Origin of the sequence: Campylobacter sp. US33a, from assembly GCF_004378855.1 — a bacterium.
GTDB lineage: Bacteria > Campylobacterota > Campylobacteria > Campylobacterales > Campylobacteraceae > Campylobacter_D.
Genome location: NZ_RYYL01000008.1, coordinates 41,800 through 59,676 on the forward strand (window position 1 = coordinate 41,800; position 17,877 = coordinate 59,676).

The following is a 17,877-nucleotide window of genomic DNA, read 5'->3' on the forward strand; positions in this document are numbered from 1 at the left end:
AAAATTAGTTAAAATAAAACTCCAAACTTCAAAAATACAACTTTTCAAGAGAAAAAATGAATAAAAAAAATATAATTTTTAAAAATTTTATTGTCAATGCTTTGGGGATTTTATTTTCTAGAATTTTAGGTTTAGCTAGAGATATGCTTTTGGCTTTGTTTTTGGGAGCTGGGCTTTATAGTGATATTTTTTTTGTAGCTTTAAAAATGCCTGCTTTTTTTAGAAGGATTTTTGCTGAAGGGGCTTTTGGACAAAGCTTCTTGCCTAATTTTGCTAATTCGAAGCAAAAAGGTGCATTTTGTGTTGTGGTTTTTAGTCATTTTACTTTAATTGTATTTTTGCTTTGTCTTTTAGTAAGCTTTTTTTCATCTTTTTTTACTAAAATTTTTGCCTTTGGTTTTGATGCTAAAACTATAGCTTTAGCATCTCCTTTGGTGGCGATAAATTTTTGGTATTTATTTTTTATTTTTATCGTAACTTTTTTAGGGGCTATTTTAAATTACAAGCAAAAATTCTTTATTACTTCCTTTTCGGCTTCTTTGTTTAATTTATGCATTGTAATTGCTGCGTTTTTTGTGGATAAAAATGATCCAGCTACAACGATGTATTATTTTTCTTACGCTACGGTTTTAAGTGGTGTAGCTCAACTTATCTTGCATATTTTTGCCTTGAAAAATAACAAAACTATCAAAGCAATGTTTGCAAGTATTAAGCTCAAAAGAGCTAAGGTTAAACTGGATCGTTTTTATAGTAATTTTTTTCACGGAGTTTTAGGCTCTTCTGCAACACAGATTAGCTCTTTGTTAGATACTACAATAGCGAGTTTTTTAATTACAGGTAGTATTTCTTATCTTTATTATGCTAACCGTGTTTTTCAGCTTCCTCTAGCACTTTTTGCCATTGCTTTAACTCAGGTTTCTTTTCCTAAAATTTTAAAGCATTTAAAACTCAACGAAGAAGAGCAAGCTTTAAATTTTATGAAAAAAGCTTTTGAGCTTTTGACTTTTTTGTTGTTAATATCTAGTATTGTAGGCATTATTTTTTCAGTAGAAATTTCAAAACTTTTATTTGAACATGGAAATTTTACTCATCAAGACAGTGTAATTACCGCTTATGTGTTAATTGCTTATTTAATAGGACTTTTGCCTTTTGGTTTGCAAAAATTATTTTCCCTTTGGCTTTATGCTAAATTTAAACAAAAACTTGCCGCCAAAATGGCGTTTATCGCCTTATTTATCAGTGTTGTTTTTTCTTTATTATGTATTTATCTTATAAAAGAAGATTATTTTAAAGTTTTAGGAGTGGCCTTATCTTCATCTTTATCTGCTTTTTATCTGCTTTTTGCCAATATCAAAGAATTTGGTTTTCGTAAATTTTTACTTTTATTTTCGCCTAGATTTTTTGTTTTTAATATCCTTGTGTTAGGAATTTTTACTTTAATTTTGCTAGAATTCAAAGTTTATATTGTTTTATTTTTTAATAATATTTATCAATTTATATTAGGGTTATTTTGATGATGAAATTATTTGATAGTGTTAAGAAAGAAAAATTAGATTTTATTCCAAAAAAAGAAAATGAAGTTTGCATTTATCTTTGTGGTCCTACAACTTACGATGATGCTCATTTGGGACATGCAAGAAGTAGCGTGTGCTTTGATTTATTACACCGTGTTTTTATAGCGCTTGGTTTTAGGGTTAAATTTGCTAGAAACTATACCGATATCGATGATAAAATTTTAAAAAAAATGAAAGAAAGTGGTAGAAATTTAAGTGAGCTGACTGACTTTTATATCGCTGCTTATGAAAGAGATATGAAGGCTTTAAATGTTTTAGATCCTGATTTTAAGCCAAGAGCGACGCATTTTATTAGAGAGATGATTTCTTTGATTGCTCATTTACAAAAGCAAGGTTTTGCTTATGTTTTAGAAGATGGGGTGTATTTTGATACGAGCAAAGACAAGTCTTATTTGTCTTTATCCAAAAGAGGTTTAGAGGAAAATATCACAAGGCTTGAAAATGAGGTAGCAAAGAAAAATGAAAGCGATTTTGTGTTATGGAAATTTGATGAAAACTTTTACGATGCGCCTTTTGGTAAAGGAAGACCAGGGTGGCATACTGAATGTGTTGCGATGATAAATTCGCTTTTTAACGAAGGTTTGGATATTCATGCTGGGGGTATTGATTTGCTTTTTCCTCATCATGAAAATGAAGCTTCGCAGTGCCGATGTGCGAACAATTATGAGCTTGCAAGTTATTGGCTGCACAATGGTTTTGTAAATATTAATGGTGAAAAAATGAGTAAAAGTTTAAATAATAGTTTTTTCATTAAAGACGCGCTGAATGAATTTCATCCCGAACTTTTAAGATTTTATTTGCAAAGTTCGCATTATAGGGCTCATTTTAATTATTCTTTAGAAGATTTAGCTTTGAGTAAAAAAAGATTGGATAAATTTTATCGTCTTAAACAAAGACTTGATTTGAAAGAATTTAGTGATTTTGATAAAAATAAAATTTATTCTTTTGAAAGCGAGGTTGCAAATAGGGCTTTAAAAGATTTAAGCGATGAATTAAATATCTCAAAGGCCTTAGCAACTTTAGATGAGTTTATCGTAGAAGCAAATTTAGAACTTGACAAAGAGCCTAAAAATATTTCTTTAAAACTTGATTTAAAACAGGGTTTAGAAGAACTTGCCTTGCTTTTTGGTTTTGGCTTTTTGGCGTGGAACGAATATTTTCAATTTGGTGTGAGTAGGGAACAAAAAGAATTAATAATGCAAAAAATTCAAGAAAGAAATGAAGCTAAAAAAATGAAAGATTTTAGCACAGCAGATAAAATCAGAGCTGAGTTAGCGCAAATGAATATCGTGCTTTTAGATACCCCACAAGGCACTATTTGGGAAAAAAATAATGCATAAACAAATGAGTTTAAAAGATGTTTTAATCCGCTTTAAACCCTTTTATAAAAAATACAAAAAAGAATTTGCCATTGCTATTTTTGGAATGATGCTTACTAGCGTTGGAACTGCAGGAAGTTTTGCGTCTTTGAAGCCTATTTTGGACTATATTTTTGTAGAAAAAAACGAAACTTTGCTTTATACTTTGCCTTTTGTATTGGTAATAATTTATATTTTAAAAAATTTGGGCTTTTATTTGCAAACTTATTATTTAAGTTTTATTGGTACTGATACGCTAAGAATTTTGCGTTTTAAGGTTTTGACAAATCTTTTAAGACTTGATATGGATTTTTTTAAACGCAATAGAAATGGAGAGCTTATAAGCCGTTGTACCAATGATATTAACGCCCTTCAAAGCATAGTATCAAATATCATTCCTGATTTTTTTAGAGAATTTTTAACCATTGTTGGATTGTTAGCGGTTGTACTTTATCAAAGTCCAAAACTTGCTTTTTTCGCTTTAGTGGTACTTCCTTGTGCGATTTTTCCTTTGGTATGGTTTGCAAGAAAACTCAAAAAATATGCAAAAAGTATTCAAGAAACAAATTCAGATTTGCTTTCGAGACTCAGTGAGATTTTTTCAAATATCGAGCTTATTAGAGCAAGTAATAGTGAAAAAAAAGAAAGTGGTAAATTTGCCAAGCAAAATGATGAGCTTTGTCGCCTTAATTTAAAATCCACTCGCATTGATGCCCTCATTAGTCCTTTGATGGAAATTATTGGTTCTCTTGGGGTGGCTGCAGTGATTATTATAGGTGGGCGTGAAGTTATTCATGGAACGATGAGTGTGGGGAGTTTTTTTGCTTTTATTACCGCGCTTTTTGCGATTTACACACCCTTAAAAAGACTTTCTTCGCTTTATGGTAAATTGCAAGGCGCTATAGTGGCAAGTGAAAGGACTTTTTATTTACTTGATCTAGAACCGCAAATTAAAGGCGGAGATAAAGAGCTTAAAAAAATCGATCACATAGAATTTCAAGATGTATATTTTTCTTATGAAAATCCACATAAAAATGTTTTAAATGGCATTAATTTTGACTTTCAAAATGGGCAAATGCTTGCACTTGTTGGAACAAGCGGGAGCGGAAAATCATCTATTATCAATCTTTTGATGTATTTTTACGAAAAACAAAAGGGTCAAATTTTATTTAATGGTTTAGATATTAGCGAATTTAATATTCAAAGTTTGCGTGATAAAATAGGACTCGTAACACAAAATATTTATCTTTTTAATGATAGTTTTGCTCAAAATATAGCTTATAGTGAAGAATTAGATGAAGAAAAAATCATTAAGGTCTTAAAGTTAGCCAATGCTTATGAATTTGTTGAAGCAATGGGTGGAATTTATACAGAGGTAAAAGAACACGGTAAAAATTTAAGTGGGGGTCAAAAGCAACGCATTGCTATCGCTAGAGCTTTGTATAAAGATCCTGATTTACTCATTTTTGATGAGGCAACTTCAGCACTTGATAATGAGAGTGAAAAAGCCATTGTTAAAACTATAGAAAATTTAAAGCAAGATAGGCTGATTTTAGTGATTGCACACCGTTTAAGTACTATAGAAAATGCTGATAAAATCGCAGTTATAGATCAAGGAAAGGTTTTGGCAATAGGCAAGGACGCTCAGTTAATGCAAGAATGTGAATTGTATAAAAAATTCAAAGAAAAGAGTTTAAAGCATAAATAAAAGTTATTTTGCTAATATTTTACAAAAATTAAGGATATTCATGCTTGGTTACGAACAGATTAAACCTCTCTTGTTTAAATTAGATCCCGAAAATGCTCATTGGCTAGCCGAGCATAGTTTAAGGACTTTAAATACTGTTTTTCCTGGAGCTTTAAGTTTTTTAGCACATCAATATATCGTTAATGATGAGAGTTTAAAGCAAAATTTATTAGGACTTGATTTTCATAATCCTGTGGGCTTAGCAGGTGGCTTTGATAAAAATGCTACTATGATACGCCCTCTAGCAGCACTTGGTTTTGGCTTTTTAGAATTTGGTACTTTTACACCCAAGGCTCAGGAGGGCAATGAAAAACCAAGGCTTTTCCGTCTTGTAAAGCAAGAAAGTATACAAAATGCTATGGGTTTTAATAATGAAGGTGCTCAAAAAATCGCTTCTCGTCTAACTCAAATTTATCCCTTTGCCATCCCTTTGGCCGCAAATATAGGAAAAAATAAAATTACTCCTAATGAACAAGCTTTGGAGGATTATTTAATTTTATTAAAAGAGTTTGAAAATTTATGTGATTATTTTGTTGTGAATATTTCATCGCCAAATACTAAAAATTTAAGAGCTTTGCAAAGTGAAGATTTTATTAAAGAGCTTTTTAATAAAGCCAGAGAAATCACTCAAAAACCCATCTTGTTAAAAATAGCTCCTGATATGAGTGTAGATGCGGCACTTTCTTTGTGTGAGGTAGCTATAAATTCTAGCGCTAATGGCCTTATCATAGCCAATACGAGCGTGGATTATTCTTTACTTGATAATAATCGCACTTTTGGTGGCATTAGCGGAAGGCTTATTACAGAAAAAAGTGGAATTTTCTTTAAGGAGCTGGCTAAGGTTTTATTTGGTAGGACTTTGCTTATTGCAAGTGGGGGAATAGATAGTGCCGAGCTTGCATATGATCGTATTAAAAATGGAGCGAATTTAATACAGGTTTATACGGCTTTGATTTTTAAAGGTCCTTCTTTGGTTAAAAATATCAATGAAGGTCTTATAGAGCTTTTAAAGCAAGATGGATTTTTACACATTAGTCAAGCAGTGGGAGCTAATTTAAAATGATAAATTATGAAAAGATAAGTTTAAAAAATAAACTCGAAGTTTATGCTTTTGAAGTTAATAAAAATAGCGATGTGATTAGCGTTGATATTTTTTACAAAGTGGGTTCAAGAAATGAAGTGATGGGAAAAAGCGGTATAGCTCATATGCTCGAACATTTAAATTTTAAAAGCACCAAAAATTTAAAAGCAGGTGAATTTGATGAGATAGTAAAGGGCTTTGGTGGGGTTGATAATGCTAGCACGGGTTTTGATTATACGCATTATTATATAAAATGCTCTAAGAAAAATTTAGATAAAGCTTTAGAGCTTTTTGCTGAGCTTATGGCAAATTTAAATTTAAAAGATGAGGAATTTCAGCCAGAACGAGCTGTGGTTTTGGAAGAGCGCAGGTGGAGAACAGATAATAATCCTTTGGGATATTTGTATTTTAGACTTTTTAATCATGCTTTTATGTATCATCCTTATCATTGGACACCAATAGGTTTTTTTAAGGATATAGAAAATTGGAGTATTGAGGATATTAAAGAATTTCATAGTATTTATTATCAACCAAAAAATGCTATTTTGGTAGTGAGTGGAGATATTGAAAGCAAAGAAGTTTTCGAGCTTTCAAGGAAACATTTTGAAAAAATTAAAAACACAAGAGCTATTCCTAAAATTCATACCAAAGAGCCAAAACAAGAAGGAGCAAAGCGTATTTACTTAAAGAAAAAAACCGACACAGAGTTTTTGGCAATAGGCTTTAAAATTCCTGATTTTAAACACAAAGATATGCCGAGTTTAAATGTTTTAGGAGAGCTTTTGGGAAGTGGAAAGAGTTCTTTAATTAATGAAATTTTAATTGATAAGCTTAATTTAATTAACGATTATTATTCTTTTGCAAACGACTCTATTGATGAAAATTTATTTATACTTATTTTTAATTGCAATCCAGAAATCAAAGCCGAAATTGTAGAAGAAGAAATTTGGAAAATTCTTCAAGATATAAAAGATGTTAAAATTTCGCAACAGGATTTGCAAAAGGTTAAAAATAATATAAAAAGTGATTTTATTTTTTCTCTTGATACAGCTAGTGCGGTTTCAAATACTTATGGTTCCTATCTTGCTAAGGGCGATTTAAGGCCACTTTTAGAGTATGAAGATAGAGTGCAAAAATTACAAATGCAAGATTTGGTAAAATGTGCTAAAAAATACTTTACTAAGCAAAATTCAACCACTGTAATTTTAAGAAAGGATTAAGAATGGATAATCATACTATTATTGGAGCAATGACAGCACTTATCACTCCTTTTAAAAATGGAAATTTAGACGAGGAGTATTATTATAAACTCATACAAAGACAAATTAAAAATGGCATTGATGCCATTGTTCCTGTAGGCACAACAGGTGAAAGTGCAACCTTGACACATGAAGAGCATAGAATTTGTATAGAAATAGCGGTAGAAGCTTGTAAAAATACTAAAGTAAAGGTTTTAGCCGGAGCAGGAAGTAATGCAACCCATGAAGCAGTGGGTCTGGCAAAATTTGCACAAGAACATGGTGCTGATGGAATTTTGAGCGTGGCGCCTTATTATAATAAACCATCTCAAGAAGGACTTTATTTACACTATAAAGAAATTGCGCAAAGTGTGGATATTCCGGTGCTTTTATATAATGTGCCAGGAAGAACGGGTTGCGAGATTGCAACTGAAACCATTATCAAGCTTTTTAGAGATTGTAAAAATATTTATGGGGTAAAAGAAGCAAGCGGAAACATAGACAGAAGTGTTGATTTACTCGCACATGAGCCAAGAATGGTTTTGATTTCTGGCGATGATGCGATCAATTATCCAGTGCTTTCTAATGGTGGAAAGGGAGTGATTTCAGTAACTTCGAATTTATTGCCGGATATGATTAGTGAATTAACCCACTTGGCTTTAGAGGAGAATTACAAAGAAGCTAAAAAAATCAACGATGAGCTTTATAATATCAATAAAATTTTATTTTGTGAGGGTAATCCTATTCCTATTAAAGCAGCTATGTTTATTGCGGGTTTAATACCGACTTTAGAATACCGCTTACCTTTATGCCCTCCAAGTAAGGAAAATTTCGCTAAAATTGAAGCGGTGATGAAAAAATATAATATTAAAGGATTTTAATGAATACAGAATTTCAAGGAAAAACTCTAGTTATTAGCGGTGGAACGCGTGGAATTGGCAAGGCTATAGTTTATGAATTTGCAAAAGTGGGTGCAAATATAGCTTTTACTTATAATTCTAATGCAGAAATTGCTAATGAAATGATTAAAGATTTAGAAAATAACTATAAAATCAAAGCAAGAGCCTATGAATTTAATATTTTAGAACCAGAAAATTATAAAGAGCTTTTTGAAAAAATCGATGCCGATTTTGATAGGATTGATTATTTTATCTCAAACGCTATTATTTCAGGCCGTGCGGTTGTGGGTGGTTATACTAAATTTATGAAATTAAAACCAAAAGGGATTAATAATATTTTCACAGCTACAGTAAATGCCTTTGTTGTAGGAGCTCAAGAAGCAGCCAAAAGAATGGAAAAAGTAGGGGGTGGAAGCATTATTTCCATCTCATCTACTGGAAATTTAGTTTATATAGAAAATTACGCAGGGCATGGCACAGCAAAAGCTGCAGTGGAAGCTATGGCAAGATATGCAGCAACGGAGCTTGGAGAGAAAAATATCCGTGTGAATGTAGTAAGTGGTGGGCCGATTGAAACTGATGCTTTGAGAGCTTTTACAAATTATGAAGAAGTTAAACAGGCTACGATAAATTTAAGCCCTTTAAATCGTATGGGACAGCCTGAAGATCTAGCTGGTGCTTGTCTTTTTCTTTGCTCAAGCAAAGCAAGCTGGGTAACAGGTCATACTTTCATCGTTGATGGTGGAACGACTTTTAAATAATCATGGCAACGCTTTTTATATGCGTTGCTAAATTTTTGTGATTTTAAGTATTAAATTTGATATTTTTCTTTATCCAATTTACTATACCATCGCTAATTTTTAATCCCGATAAATCTTCTATCCATAGCCACTGTCCGCTATAATTAATTTCTAAAAAAATCCATTCATTTTGCAAATTTACTATAAAATCAAGTGCCCCATATTCTAAATTCATAATTTGTAGTAATTTTTCAACTTTTTCTTTGATATCTTGTGGCGGAGTTAGAGCTAAATGTGGTGTTTTGCCTAGATCATACCTTCGTCAATCTTCACAAGCGATTTTAGATTTTTGCGAATCTATCTTGCATGCAAAATGCTCTTTGCCAACCACCGTATAGCGCACTTCAAAGGATTTTTTAATATATTCTTGCAGCATAATGGGATTTTCACCTTTTAAAGCAAAGTTTTTTAAATGTGTATTATTAATACGATTGGCATATATGCCTTTGGCTTAATCTTGGTCTAATTTGTAAATTTCTTGATTTAAAAATCACATCTGATTTACATATTTTGCAAAATTGAAGTAGTTTTTCTTTTTCATTACTTACAATAGTTTTTGGTATTTTTAAACCCAGTTGTTTTGCTAAACTCATTTGATAATATTTATTATCGCCTTTAAAAGCGTGTGAAATAGGATTTAGCCAAGGTAGATCTTTTAAAGAATGAAAAAGACCTAAAAGAGTGGCGTTAAATTCATTGCGCCAAATTTTAAAGTCAATATCTTTTTCTTTACTTTCTTTTTCCTCTAAGCTTAATTCAACAAAAGATCTTCTAAGCCAAACGCAAGAGATATCATCGCTTTTTATGTTTGAAATTTCATTTTTTATATGCCAAGAATGATTTTGAAAGCTTATGAAAGTATTGTAAAGAGATTTTGTATCTAAATTTAATCTAAAATAGAGCAATTTTAAAGCATTTAATTTTTCCAACTACCCTATTTGCATGTGCATCAAAGCTATCGCTGAGTATGAGTAGCATTAGATAGCCATCAAACCTTCATTAGGTCTATCCGAATCGCTTCTATTGTCTCTTCCGTCAGCATAGGTGCTTTGCTGTGTTGAAGTAGGTGCTCCGCTTGCGTAAATTTCATATGCATTATTGCTTGCAGGTTGCCAATCCCAATTATTTTGATTTGGATGATTTTTATTCATTGACTCTAAAAATCTACTTGCAAATACTTTATTTTTTTGCATTTAAAACTCCTTCAGTTATTGAATTTGCGTCGGTATTATATATAAATTCTAACTTAATTGTGAGATAATTAAAGATGAAAAATTAAAAAATTCCAAAATAAAAGATAACTAAAATAATAATAGGTACTACAAATTTAACATAGTGATACCAAATATTTATCCATATGCTTTTAATTTTTCCATTATTTGAAAGTTCTTTAATGGCATCTTTTTTAAGTATCCAGCCCACATAAATGCAGCACAAAAATGCCGTTAAAACAAACAAAATATTTCCACTAACAAAATCAAAACTATCAAAAATATTTTTACCTCGAATCAAAGTCACATCTCTTAACGGCCCATAGGTTAAGATGCAAGGTAGATTTCCTAAGATGAAAATTGTTCCTAGAGTAAGATTAATGGCTAAATTTTTAGAAAGCTTGAATTTTTCCTCTAAAACGCTAATGATAACTTGATAGATTGGCAAGCTTGTAGTTAGTGCTGCAATGAGTAAAAGCATGAAAAATAAAGCACAAATAAGTCCGCCAAAATGAATATGCGAAAAGGCTATAGGTAGGGTTTCAAAAACCAAAGATGGTCCTTTATCGGGTTCAAGTCCAGCTGAAAAAAGTGCTGGAAATATCATAAAACCTGCCATCACAGCGATAACTGTGTTTAAAATTCCGGTATAAGTTGCAGTTTTGATTAAATTTTCTTTTTTATTGAGGTGAGAAGAAAGGGTGATCATCACGCCAAATCCCAAAGAAAGTGCAAAAAACACTTGTCCTAAAACATCAATAAAAAGTTTAGGGGTGATTTTCTTAAAATTAGGGTTTAAATAAAACTTAACTCCTTCTATTGCTCCATCTAAAGTGATATTACGCATCACAACAATGATAAGGCATAAAAAAAGCATAGGCATTAAGAATTTCACAGATTTTTCTATGCCATCAATTATGCCTTTTTTTAGTATGATCCAGTTGATAATCACAAAAATACTTGTAAAAATTCCTACAAATAGGGCATTGTGCTCTATATTTTGCGTATAAAAAGAATTGGTGTATTCTTTGCTCACAGGACTTGAGAGGTCAAAATTTCCAAATAATAAGCCAAAAATATAAACCAACACATAGCCGCCAAGCACCATATAATAAGCCATAATTCCAAAACTGCCCAAAAGTCCCATATAGCCAACGCCTTGCCATTTTCCTTTAAAGGCATCGACACTATTTTTCATCGCCCGTCTTCCTATGACATTTTCAACCAAAATAACAGGAATTCCTATGCAAATCATCGCAATGCAAAAAACTAATACATAGGCTCCACCGCCATTTTCTCCTACTAAATAAGGAAAACGCCAAGTTGCACCAAATCCTATGGTTGCTCCGGCGACAGTTAGGATATAGGTTAGGGTATTGCTCCATGTTTGTCTTTGCATTTATAAATCCTTTTTTAAGCGAAATTTTAAAAATTTAAATTTTGTCAAGAAAAGCTTAAATAAAAATTATAATTTTCTCATATATTCATCATCATAAGTTTGATTTAATCTTTTTTCTATGCTTTCAATCCAATTTTTGTTAATATTTTTGCAAGCAAGAAGTTTGTTAAATATGGTAAGATTTTCTTTGGGTTGATAAAAAAGCTTATTGAGTTCTAGCACACTTAAATTTGCTGAATCTTTTTGTAAAATTTTTATTCCATCTCCTAAGTTTATTGTTCCTTTTTGTAACACTTTGTAATACCAACCGCTCAAACCACTTTTGAAAATTTCGCGAGTAAAATTTTTATTATCATGCACAAGTGAAATTTTTACACAAGGTTTTCTTGGTTCGCTCACTTGTAAAATCGTATCTCCAATTTTGTGAATATCACCTATACAAACATTGCTTTCATGTAAATTGTCAATACTTAAATTTTCTCCCATTGTGCCAAAATTTAACTTTTTATTAAGAAAATTTTCCCATAAAATGTAATTCTGACAAGAATTAGCAAAAATCGCCTTATCTTTTCCGCCGTGGTGTTTTAAATCTGCAATTCCATCATCAACAATTCCTGAAATTTCAACCTTAGCAGAATTTAAATATATATCCTTAATAAAGCCACTTTTAAAATGAGTGTAATTTTTAACTTGCCCTATTTGCAAGCTTTGAATTTTCATTGATCTAACCTTTGCAATAAATCATTAGTATTTATGTAACCTGTGATTTTTAAATTTTCTTTTTGATTATCAAGGAAGATCAAAACTGGTGGTCCAAATACGCTAAATTCTTTCATTATTTTAATTTGTTCTTCATTATTTTGACTTACATCAACCTTAATGAGTGTGTAATTTTTAAGTTTTTCTTGAACTTTTTCATTGCTAAAAGTATATTCATCTAAAAGCTTGCAATTTTCACACCATGAAGCCGTAAAATAGACTAAAACTTTTTCGTTATCATTAATGATATTTTTTAAGTCACTAAGTTTTGTTATATGGTTGAAATTTAAATTTTTGTTTTCTATGGTTGAGGTTATATTAAAGGGTTTTAAGAAGTATTTTCCTCCAAATAAACCTCCTAAAAATAAGGCTAAACTATAACTTAAAATTAAAATCAAACAAGCTTTTTTGATTTTATTTAAAACCCCCAAGTCATTATCAAAAAGTCCCATAAATACACTAAAAAATACTCCCAATATACCAAATCCTATCAATATTAAAGAAGCGTCAAGAATGCGAGAGAGTATCCAAAGAGCCATTGCAAGCATTAAAAAAGCGAAGAAAAATTGAATTTTTTGCATCCAAATTCCAGCTTTTAAAAAACTTACTCCAAAACCTACTAAAAATAAAGGCAAACCCATGCCAAAACTCATAGTAAAAAGTGCTAATCCACCCAGCAATGCATCTTTTGAATTTGCGATATAAATCAAAGCTCCAGCCAAAGGAGCGGCGACACAAGGACCTACAATTAAAGCAGATAAAAAACCCATTGAAGCAACCCCTAAAACACCTTTGCCTTTATTGCTTTTTTTCTGTATAAAATTTTGGAATTTCAAAGGCAATTCGAGTCTAAAAAGTCCAAACAATGAAAGCGATAAGAACACAAAAATTAAAGCAAAAATGATCAAAACCAAAGGTTTTTGCAATAAACCTTGTAAGCTTGCACCTAAAAAACTTGCTATAACACCAGCTACTCCATAGGCTAAAGACATAAAAAATACATAGATAAAACACAACCATAAAGCGTATTTTTTAGAAGGCTTATATGTGCTTTTTGATAGGATTAAAGAGGATAAAATGGGGATCATTGGCAAAGTACAAGGCGTTAAGGATAGTAATAAACCGTATCCAAAAAAACTAAGTAAAACTAAAATAAAGGATTTTTTCTCCATATTATTAGCAATGTTTTGTTCTTCGCTTACATTGGTTTGGATATTTTGGGTTGCTGGTTTTATTTCATAATTTTGCTGATTTTTTTGAATTTCAAAATGTAAAATTTGAGGTTTATAACATAATCCTTGCTCGGAACATCCTTGAAAATAAATATCCAGCAAGGCTTTATCTTGCATTTCGTGCTCGAGTAAAATTTTAGGTAAAGATAAGTTAAGCTGATGATAAAAAACTTTTTCACCGTTTTTATTGATAGCTTTTGGCAAAGAGATTAAATCTGTAATATCTTGATTTGCTAAGAGTATTTTTAATTCCTTTTGATAAAGATAGATATCTTTTCCTAGTGTGATTTTAACGCTAACGCCTTGAGAATTAAAATTATAAGTATGCTTAAAGGCTTGCTCTAAACTAAGAGGATTTGCAAATAAAAAATTGATAAAAATAAACAAAAATAAACAAATGCGCATAAGTGTTCCTAATTTTAGAGTGAAAATTTTCGAAATTATATTTTATTTATGGTAAATTTATGGATATTTTTTAAGGGGATATTATGGATGCAATGACTTTAGAGCAGGTTAAGGAAGAAAAAGGTTGCACTTATATTAAGGTTAAAAAAAGTCTTATTGAATACGAGAAAGAATTGCAAATGCTTCAAATTGAGCTTTTGAAATTTCAAAATTATGTAAAAAAAGAAGGATTAAAGGTTTTAATCATAGTCGAAGGACGCGATGCGTCGGGTAAAGGTGGTTCAATTAAAAGATTGGTTGAGCATTTAAATCCAAGAGGGTGTCGTGTGGTAGCACTTGAAAAGCCTAGTGAAGTTGAAAGGACACAGTGGTATTTTCAACGCTATGTAGCACATTTGCCAAGCGCTGGTGAGATAGTGATTTTTGATAGATCGTGGTATAACCGTGCAGGAGTAGAGCCTGTGATGGGTTTTTGCACTCCAAAAGAGCACGAGCGTTTTTTAAAAGAAGTGCCTTTGTTTGAGGAAATGGTAGTAAAAAGTGGAATTATTTTTTTCAAATTTTATTTTTCTATTTCCAAAGCTGAGCAAGAAAAGCGTTTTGAGGCAAGAAAAAATGATCCTTTAAAACAATACAAGCTTTCGCCAGTAGATAAAAAATCTCAAGAATTATGGGATGAATATACAAAGGCAAAATACACTATGCTCCTTGCCTCAGATACACTTTTGTGCCCTTGGACTATCATTGCAACGGATAATAAAAAACAAGCAAGGCTTAATATTTTTAAATACATTTTATCTCATGTGGATTATCCAGATAAAAAGCGCTTTAAAAAACTTGCTTTTGATCCAAAGATTGTGAGAAATGGCAAGGAAGAGGTTGAAAGAATGAAAATTAAAATGGAGCAAAATGCTAATGCAGCAAGTAATTAAAGATTTAACACAAAAATACTATCCTAAAATCAAAGAACTAAGACATCAAATTCATATGTATCCTGAGCTTGAATTTGAAGAAGAAAATACAGCAAAATTGGTGTGTGAAATTTTAGATGAATTTGGCATAAAATATCAAAGAAATATAGCAAAAACTGGAATTTTAGCAATCATAGAAGGCAAAAAGACAAGTGATAAAAAGCCAAAATGTGTGCTTTTGAGAGCAGATATGGATGCTTTGCCTGTGCAAGAAAAAACCGGACTTTCATACGCTTCAAAAATCGATGGGAAAATGCACGCTTGCGGGCATGATGGACATACGGCTGGACTTTTGGGGGCTGCTTTGATATTAAATGAATTAAAAGAGTATTTTAGTGGAAGTGTTAAATTTATGTTTCAACCCGCTGAAGAAGGAAGTGGGGGTGCAAAGCCTATGATAGAAGCAGGGGTACTTAAAAATCCTTGCGTAGATGCAGTTTTTGGTTGTCATTTATGGGGCCCTTTGCTTGAAAATACTGCTCAAATTGTAGATGGCGAGATGATGGCAGGGGTTGATGTTTTTGAGCTTGAATTTGTCGGTCATGGTGGGCATGGAGCGCATCCACATACGACTATTGATCCTATTGTAATGGCGGCAAAATTCATCACTGATGTTCAATGCATTGTTTCAAGGAAATTAAAACCTGTGGATGCAGGAGTAGTTACTATAGGAAAAATCGAAGCAGGGACAACCTTTAATGTGATACCGCAAAATGCCATATTGCAAGGAACGGTGCGTTTTTTAAGCGATGAAAATCAAAAATTAATGCAAAGCTCAATAGAAAACATTGCCAAAGCTGTTGCATTAGCATTTGGTGGAGAATATAGACTTGATTATAAAAGAGAATATCCGCCTTTAATTAATGATAAAAATGCTGCAAATATAGCCAGAAAAGCTTTTGCTAAAGTTTTAGGTGAGCAAAATATTATTAACACAGCTAAGCCTGATATGGGCGCTGAAGATTTTGCTTTTTTAACGCGCGAAAGAATGGGAGCTTATGTTTTTGTAGGAATTTCAAAGGATTTAAAAAATCCCACCTTACATCATAGTTCTACCTTTTGTTGGGATGATGAGAATTTAAAGGTTTTGATGCAAGGTGATGCGATGATGGCTTTGGAATTTTTAAATTCTTAAGAGCGTTTTTTTGTTTTATGTGCTAAAGCTTGTTGATTATTTTAAAGAAATATTTTTTATTTTTAGTTATAATTTTCTCTTAAATTATATAAATACAAGGAAAACAATCAATGAAAGCGGTGAATTTATTGTTATTAGCAATGATGATAGGTATAGAACTTTGTGTTGGTGTTATGGTTGCGCCTGTAATTTTTTATCCGCAAGAATTTTTAGGAGAAGGGGTTTTAACTCAGTTTCAAAGCGGTATTTTAATGACACAAATTTTTATTAAATTTGGTTATATTTTGCTGGGCGTGAGTGTGATTAATACTATTTTTGCTTTATTTTCAAAAGAGCTTTGTTCTTTTAGTGTGAGAATTTCAAAGATTTTACTTGCTTTGATTATTTTGGTTTTAAGTGCAGTTTTTGTATTTTATTTTACAGATTATATTGTCAAAGCTCAGGAATTAGGTGAAGTTGCAACACAAAATGCCGAGTTTGCAGGTATTCACTCGGCAAGCGAAGTAGTGATAAAAATCATGGTTGTGGCTCAAGCGTTTTTATTTTTCTTAAGTTTTAAAACAGCTAAAAAAATATAAAATTTATGAAGCAATCAGATTAAAGGAGGAAATTATGAAAATTAACAACTCTACAGCAATGCAGCAAAATTATTATTTAAATAATGCACAAAAGTCTAGCGAAAAAGCTTTAGAAAATATTTCTGCTATGCGCGCTATTAGTGGTGTTGATAGTGCGAATTTAGGCATTGCAGATTTTTTAAGATCTCAAGCTAGCGCCATTGATCAAGGCGTAGCAAATGCTTATGATGCAATCGGTGTTTTGCAAATTGCTGATGCAAGTTTGGCTAATATTTCCCAAAGTGCCAATAGGCTAAATGAACTTTCGGTAAAAATGAATAACGCAGCCTTAAATGATAATCAAAAAAGTATGATACAAAGTGAAGCTACAAGACTTCAAGAGTCTATTAATGATGCTTTTAACAATGCAAGCTATAATGGAAAAAATGTATTTCAGACTATGAATTTCGTTGTAGGAAGTGGAACTCAAACGACAAATCTAAATCCTTTGTCTGCAGATGGACTTGATATAAATAATCAAGAAAGCATTACGCAATTTATAGATCAAGTTAATGCTTTAAGAGGAGAGATTGGTGGGGGTATTAATGTGCTAACATCCAACATTAATTCTAGCGTGCAAAATAGTATCAATACCAAAGCAGCTGAAAACAACTTGCTAAATAACGACATGGCAAAAAATATGAATGATTTAAATTCAAACTATTTAAAAGAAAATGCAGCAAGTTTTATCTTAGCTCAATCAAATATGCAACTTCAAAGCAAAATTGCTAATTTATTGGATTTTTAAAAGCCCGTTTTTTGGGCTTAATTTTTAAATAATATACTCCCTAAACGCACCATATTAGATCCACATTTTATAGCAAGTTCAAAGTCTGAACTCATTCCCATAGAGCAAATTTTCGCACCGTGTTTTTGTAGTTTTTCATAAATTTGATAAGTTTTTTCAAAGCTTTTGATGATTTCTTTCTCATCATCGCTGTGTGAGCCTATACTCATAATTCCACATAGATTTAGATTTTTGCATGAATTTTGAATTTGTAAATATTCATTAATAGCACGCGAGACATCAATGCCGCTTTTACTTTCTTCATTAGCAGCATTAATTTCAAGCAAAGTATCAAGTTTATAATCTAGTCTTTTATCCATAGCCAAAGCGATTTTTAATCCATTGCAAGACTGCCATAAAATGGGACGCTGTTTGATTAATAGATTGATTTTATTGCTTTGTAAAGTTCCGATAAAATGCCATTTGATATTTAAATTTTCTTGATCTAAGATTTCTTTTTTTTGAGTCAAGGCTTGAACTTGATTTTCTCCAAATTCCATCAAGCCTTTTGCGTTTAATTCTTTGATTTTATCCGCATTGACATATTTACTTGCTGCAACGATTCTTATATTTTTTGTTTTTTCTAAAATTTGTTCTAAATGCATTTTTTTCCTTGTGAGTTTTAAGGTTAAAGGATAAATTTAATTAATCCCTAAGAAGTGAA

The 17,877-nt window shown here is 31.5% G+C and carries 18 protein-coding genes; 11 read left to right on the plus strand and 7 right to left on the minus strand.

Annotation, left to right across the window (positions count from 1 at the left end; translation table 11 throughout):
• The first annotated feature begins 56 nt into the window (after positions 1-56).
• From murJ to ELQ16_RS07300, 7 genes are read left to right on the plus strand one after another with little or no spacing between them, the layout of a single operon-like run.
• Positions 57-1,514 carry a murein biosynthesis integral membrane protein MurJ gene (gene murJ, locus ELQ16_RS07270; protein WP_134238888.1) on the plus strand — a complete coding sequence of 486 codons (1,458 nt, stop codon included), beginning with the start codon at positions 57-59 and terminating at the stop codon, positions 1,512-1,514.
• A gap of 2 nt (positions 1,515-1,516) precedes the next feature.
• On the plus strand, positions 1,517-2,914 hold the full coding sequence (cysS, locus tag ELQ16_RS07275; protein ID WP_134238943.1) for a cysteine--tRNA ligase: 1,398 nt from the start codon (positions 1,517-1,519) through the stop codon (positions 2,912-2,914).
• A complete protein-coding gene (locus tag ELQ16_RS07280; protein WP_134238889.1) occupies positions 2,907-4,640 on the plus strand; it encodes an ABC transporter ATP-binding protein in 1,734 nt (577 codons plus the stop codon). Before cysS ends, ELQ16_RS07280 begins: the two co-directional genes overlap by 8 nt.
• Before the next feature lie 40 nt (positions 4,641-4,680).
• Positions 4,681-5,742 carry a quinone-dependent dihydroorotate dehydrogenase gene (locus tag ELQ16_RS07285; RefSeq protein WP_134238890.1) on the plus strand — a complete coding sequence of 354 codons (1,062 nt, stop codon included), beginning with the start codon at positions 4,681-4,683 and terminating at the stop codon, positions 5,740-5,742.
• Positions 5,739-6,980, plus strand: a complete 1,242-nt coding sequence (locus ELQ16_RS07290; protein WP_134238891.1) for a pitrilysin family protein — start codon at positions 5,739-5,741, stop codon at positions 6,978-6,980. Before ELQ16_RS07285 ends, ELQ16_RS07290 begins: the two co-directional genes overlap by 4 nt.
• A 2-nt stretch (positions 6,981-6,982) precedes the next feature.
• Positions 6,983-7,879: a 4-hydroxy-tetrahydrodipicolinate synthase gene (gene dapA, locus ELQ16_RS07295; RefSeq protein WP_134238892.1), complete on the plus strand. Its 897-nt coding sequence runs from the start codon at positions 6,983-6,985 to the stop codon at positions 7,877-7,879.
• Positions 7,879-8,658, plus strand: a complete 780-nt coding sequence (locus ELQ16_RS07300) for an enoyl-ACP reductase (RefSeq protein ID WP_134238893.1) — start codon at positions 7,879-7,881, stop codon at positions 8,656-8,658. The genes dapA and ELQ16_RS07300 overlap by 1 nt, the downstream gene beginning before the upstream one ends.
• A gap of 43 nt (positions 8,659-8,701) precedes the next feature.
• Here the strand turns inward: ELQ16_RS07300 and ELQ16_RS10035 are convergent, their stop codons facing one another.
• The 6 genes from ELQ16_RS10035 to dsbD form a co-directional block, all read right to left on the minus strand.
• The gene (locus ELQ16_RS10035; protein WP_166739672.1) at positions 8,702-8,872 is read right to left on the minus strand and encodes a hypothetical protein; all 171 of its coding nucleotides are present in this window, start codon (positions 8,870-8,872) and stop codon (positions 8,702-8,704) included.
• A 247-nt stretch (positions 8,873-9,119) separates the two neighbouring features.
• Positions 9,120-9,602, minus strand: coding sequence for an MvdC/MvdD family ATP grasp protein (locus tag ELQ16_RS07305; protein ID WP_134238894.1), 483 nt, complete (start codon positions 9,600-9,602; stop codon positions 9,120-9,122).
• Between the two features lie 72 nt (positions 9,603-9,674).
• Entirely contained in the window at positions 9,675-9,890 is a 216-nt protein-coding gene (locus tag ELQ16_RS07310) for a hypothetical protein (RefSeq protein WP_134238895.1), read from the minus strand.
• An 82-nt stretch (positions 9,891-9,972) separates the two neighbouring features.
• A complete protein-coding gene (locus tag ELQ16_RS07315; RefSeq protein WP_134238896.1) occupies positions 9,973-11,307 on the minus strand; it encodes a sodium-dependent transporter in 1,335 nt (444 codons plus the stop codon).
• Between the two features lie 66 nt (positions 11,308-11,373).
• Positions 11,374-12,027, minus strand: a complete 654-nt coding sequence (locus ELQ16_RS07320; RefSeq protein WP_134238897.1) for an MOSC domain-containing protein — start codon at positions 12,025-12,027, stop codon at positions 11,374-11,376.
• A complete protein-coding gene (dsbD, locus tag ELQ16_RS07325; RefSeq protein WP_134238898.1) occupies positions 12,024-13,703 on the minus strand; it encodes a protein-disulfide reductase DsbD in 1,680 nt (559 codons plus the stop codon). Before dsbD ends, ELQ16_RS07320 begins: the two co-directional genes overlap by 4 nt.
• Before the next feature lie 83 nt (positions 13,704-13,786).
• Between dsbD and ppk2 the strand changes: the two genes are divergently transcribed.
• The 4 genes from ppk2 (at position 13,787) to flaC (ending at position 17,174) form a co-directional block, all read left to right on the plus strand.
• On the plus strand, positions 13,787-14,635 hold the full coding sequence (ppk2, locus tag ELQ16_RS07330; RefSeq protein ID WP_243832610.1) for a polyphosphate kinase 2: 849 nt from the start codon (positions 13,787-13,789) through the stop codon (positions 14,633-14,635).
• The gene (locus ELQ16_RS07335) at positions 14,619-15,809 is read left to right on the plus strand and encodes a M20 family metallopeptidase (RefSeq protein ID WP_134238945.1); all 1,191 of its coding nucleotides are present in this window, start codon (positions 14,619-14,621) and stop codon (positions 15,807-15,809) included. Before ppk2 ends, ELQ16_RS07335 begins: the two co-directional genes overlap by 17 nt.
• A 110-nt stretch (positions 15,810-15,919) precedes the next feature.
• Entirely contained in the window at positions 15,920-16,387 is a 468-nt protein-coding gene (locus ELQ16_RS07340) for a DUF4149 domain-containing protein (RefSeq protein WP_134238899.1), read from the plus strand.
• A 34-nt stretch (positions 16,388-16,421) separates the two neighbouring features.
• On the plus strand, positions 16,422-17,174 hold the full coding sequence (gene flaC / locus ELQ16_RS07345) for a flagellin C (protein ID WP_134238900.1): 753 nt from the start codon (positions 16,422-16,424) through the stop codon (positions 17,172-17,174).
• 17 nt (positions 17,175-17,191) lie between these two features.
• Here the strand turns inward: flaC and ELQ16_RS07350 are convergent, their stop codons facing one another.
• A complete protein-coding gene (locus ELQ16_RS07350) occupies positions 17,192-17,818 on the minus strand; it encodes a YggS family pyridoxal phosphate-dependent enzyme (protein WP_134238901.1) in 627 nt (208 codons plus the stop codon).
• Positions 17,819-17,877: the final 59 nt, after the last annotated feature.

Coding starts and splice junctions, on each gene's coding strand:
- ELQ16_RS07340 (WP_134238899.1), top strand. CDS start 15,920: ATGAAAGCGGTGAATTTATTGTTATTAGCAATGATGATAGGTATAGAA.
- dsbD (WP_134238898.1), bottom strand. CDS start 13,703: ATGCGCATTTGTTTATTTTTGTTTATTTTTATCAATTTTTTATTTGCA.
- ELQ16_RS07280 (WP_134238889.1), top strand. CDS start 2,907: ATGCATAAACAAATGAGTTTAAAAGATGTTTTAATCCGCTTTAAACCC.
- ELQ16_RS07290 (WP_134238891.1), top strand. CDS start 5,739: ATGATAAATTATGAAAAGATAAGTTTAAAAAATAAACTCGAAGTTTAT.
- ELQ16_RS07315 (WP_134238896.1), bottom strand. CDS start 11,307: ATGCAAAGACAAACATGGAGCAATACCCTAACCTATATCCTAACTGTC.
- ELQ16_RS07300 (WP_134238893.1), top strand. CDS start 7,879: ATGAATACAGAATTTCAAGGAAAAACTCTAGTTATTAGCGGTGGAACG.
- ELQ16_RS07285 (WP_134238890.1), top strand. CDS start 4,681: ATGCTTGGTTACGAACAGATTAAACCTCTCTTGTTTAAATTAGATCCC.
- murJ (WP_134238888.1), top strand. CDS start 57: ATGAATAAAAAAAATATAATTTTTAAAAATTTTATTGTCAATGCTTTG.
- cysS (WP_134238943.1), top strand. CDS start 1,517: ATGAAATTATTTGATAGTGTTAAGAAAGAAAAATTAGATTTTATTCCA.
- ELQ16_RS07310 (WP_134238895.1), bottom strand. CDS start 9,890: ATGCAAAAAAATAAAGTATTTGCAAGTAGATTTTTAGAGTCAATGAAT.
- ELQ16_RS10035 (WP_166739672.1), bottom strand. CDS start 8,872: ATGAATTTAGAATATGGGGCACTTGATTTTATAGTAAATTTGCAAAAT.
- ELQ16_RS07335 (WP_134238945.1), top strand. CDS start 14,619: ATGCAGCAAGTAATTAAAGATTTAACACAAAAATACTATCCTAAAATC.
- dapA (WP_134238892.1), top strand. CDS start 6,983: ATGGATAATCATACTATTATTGGAGCAATGACAGCACTTATCACTCCT.
- flaC (WP_134238900.1), top strand. CDS start 16,422: ATGAAAATTAACAACTCTACAGCAATGCAGCAAAATTATTATTTAAAT.
- ELQ16_RS07320 (WP_134238897.1), bottom strand. CDS start 12,027: ATGAAAATTCAAAGCTTGCAAATAGGGCAAGTTAAAAATTACACTCAT.
- ppk2 (WP_243832610.1), top strand. CDS start 13,787: ATGGATGCAATGACTTTAGAGCAGGTTAAGGAAGAAAAAGGTTGCACT.
- ELQ16_RS07350 (WP_134238901.1), bottom strand. CDS start 17,818: ATGCATTTAGAACAAATTTTAGAAAAAACAAAAAATATAAGAATCGTT.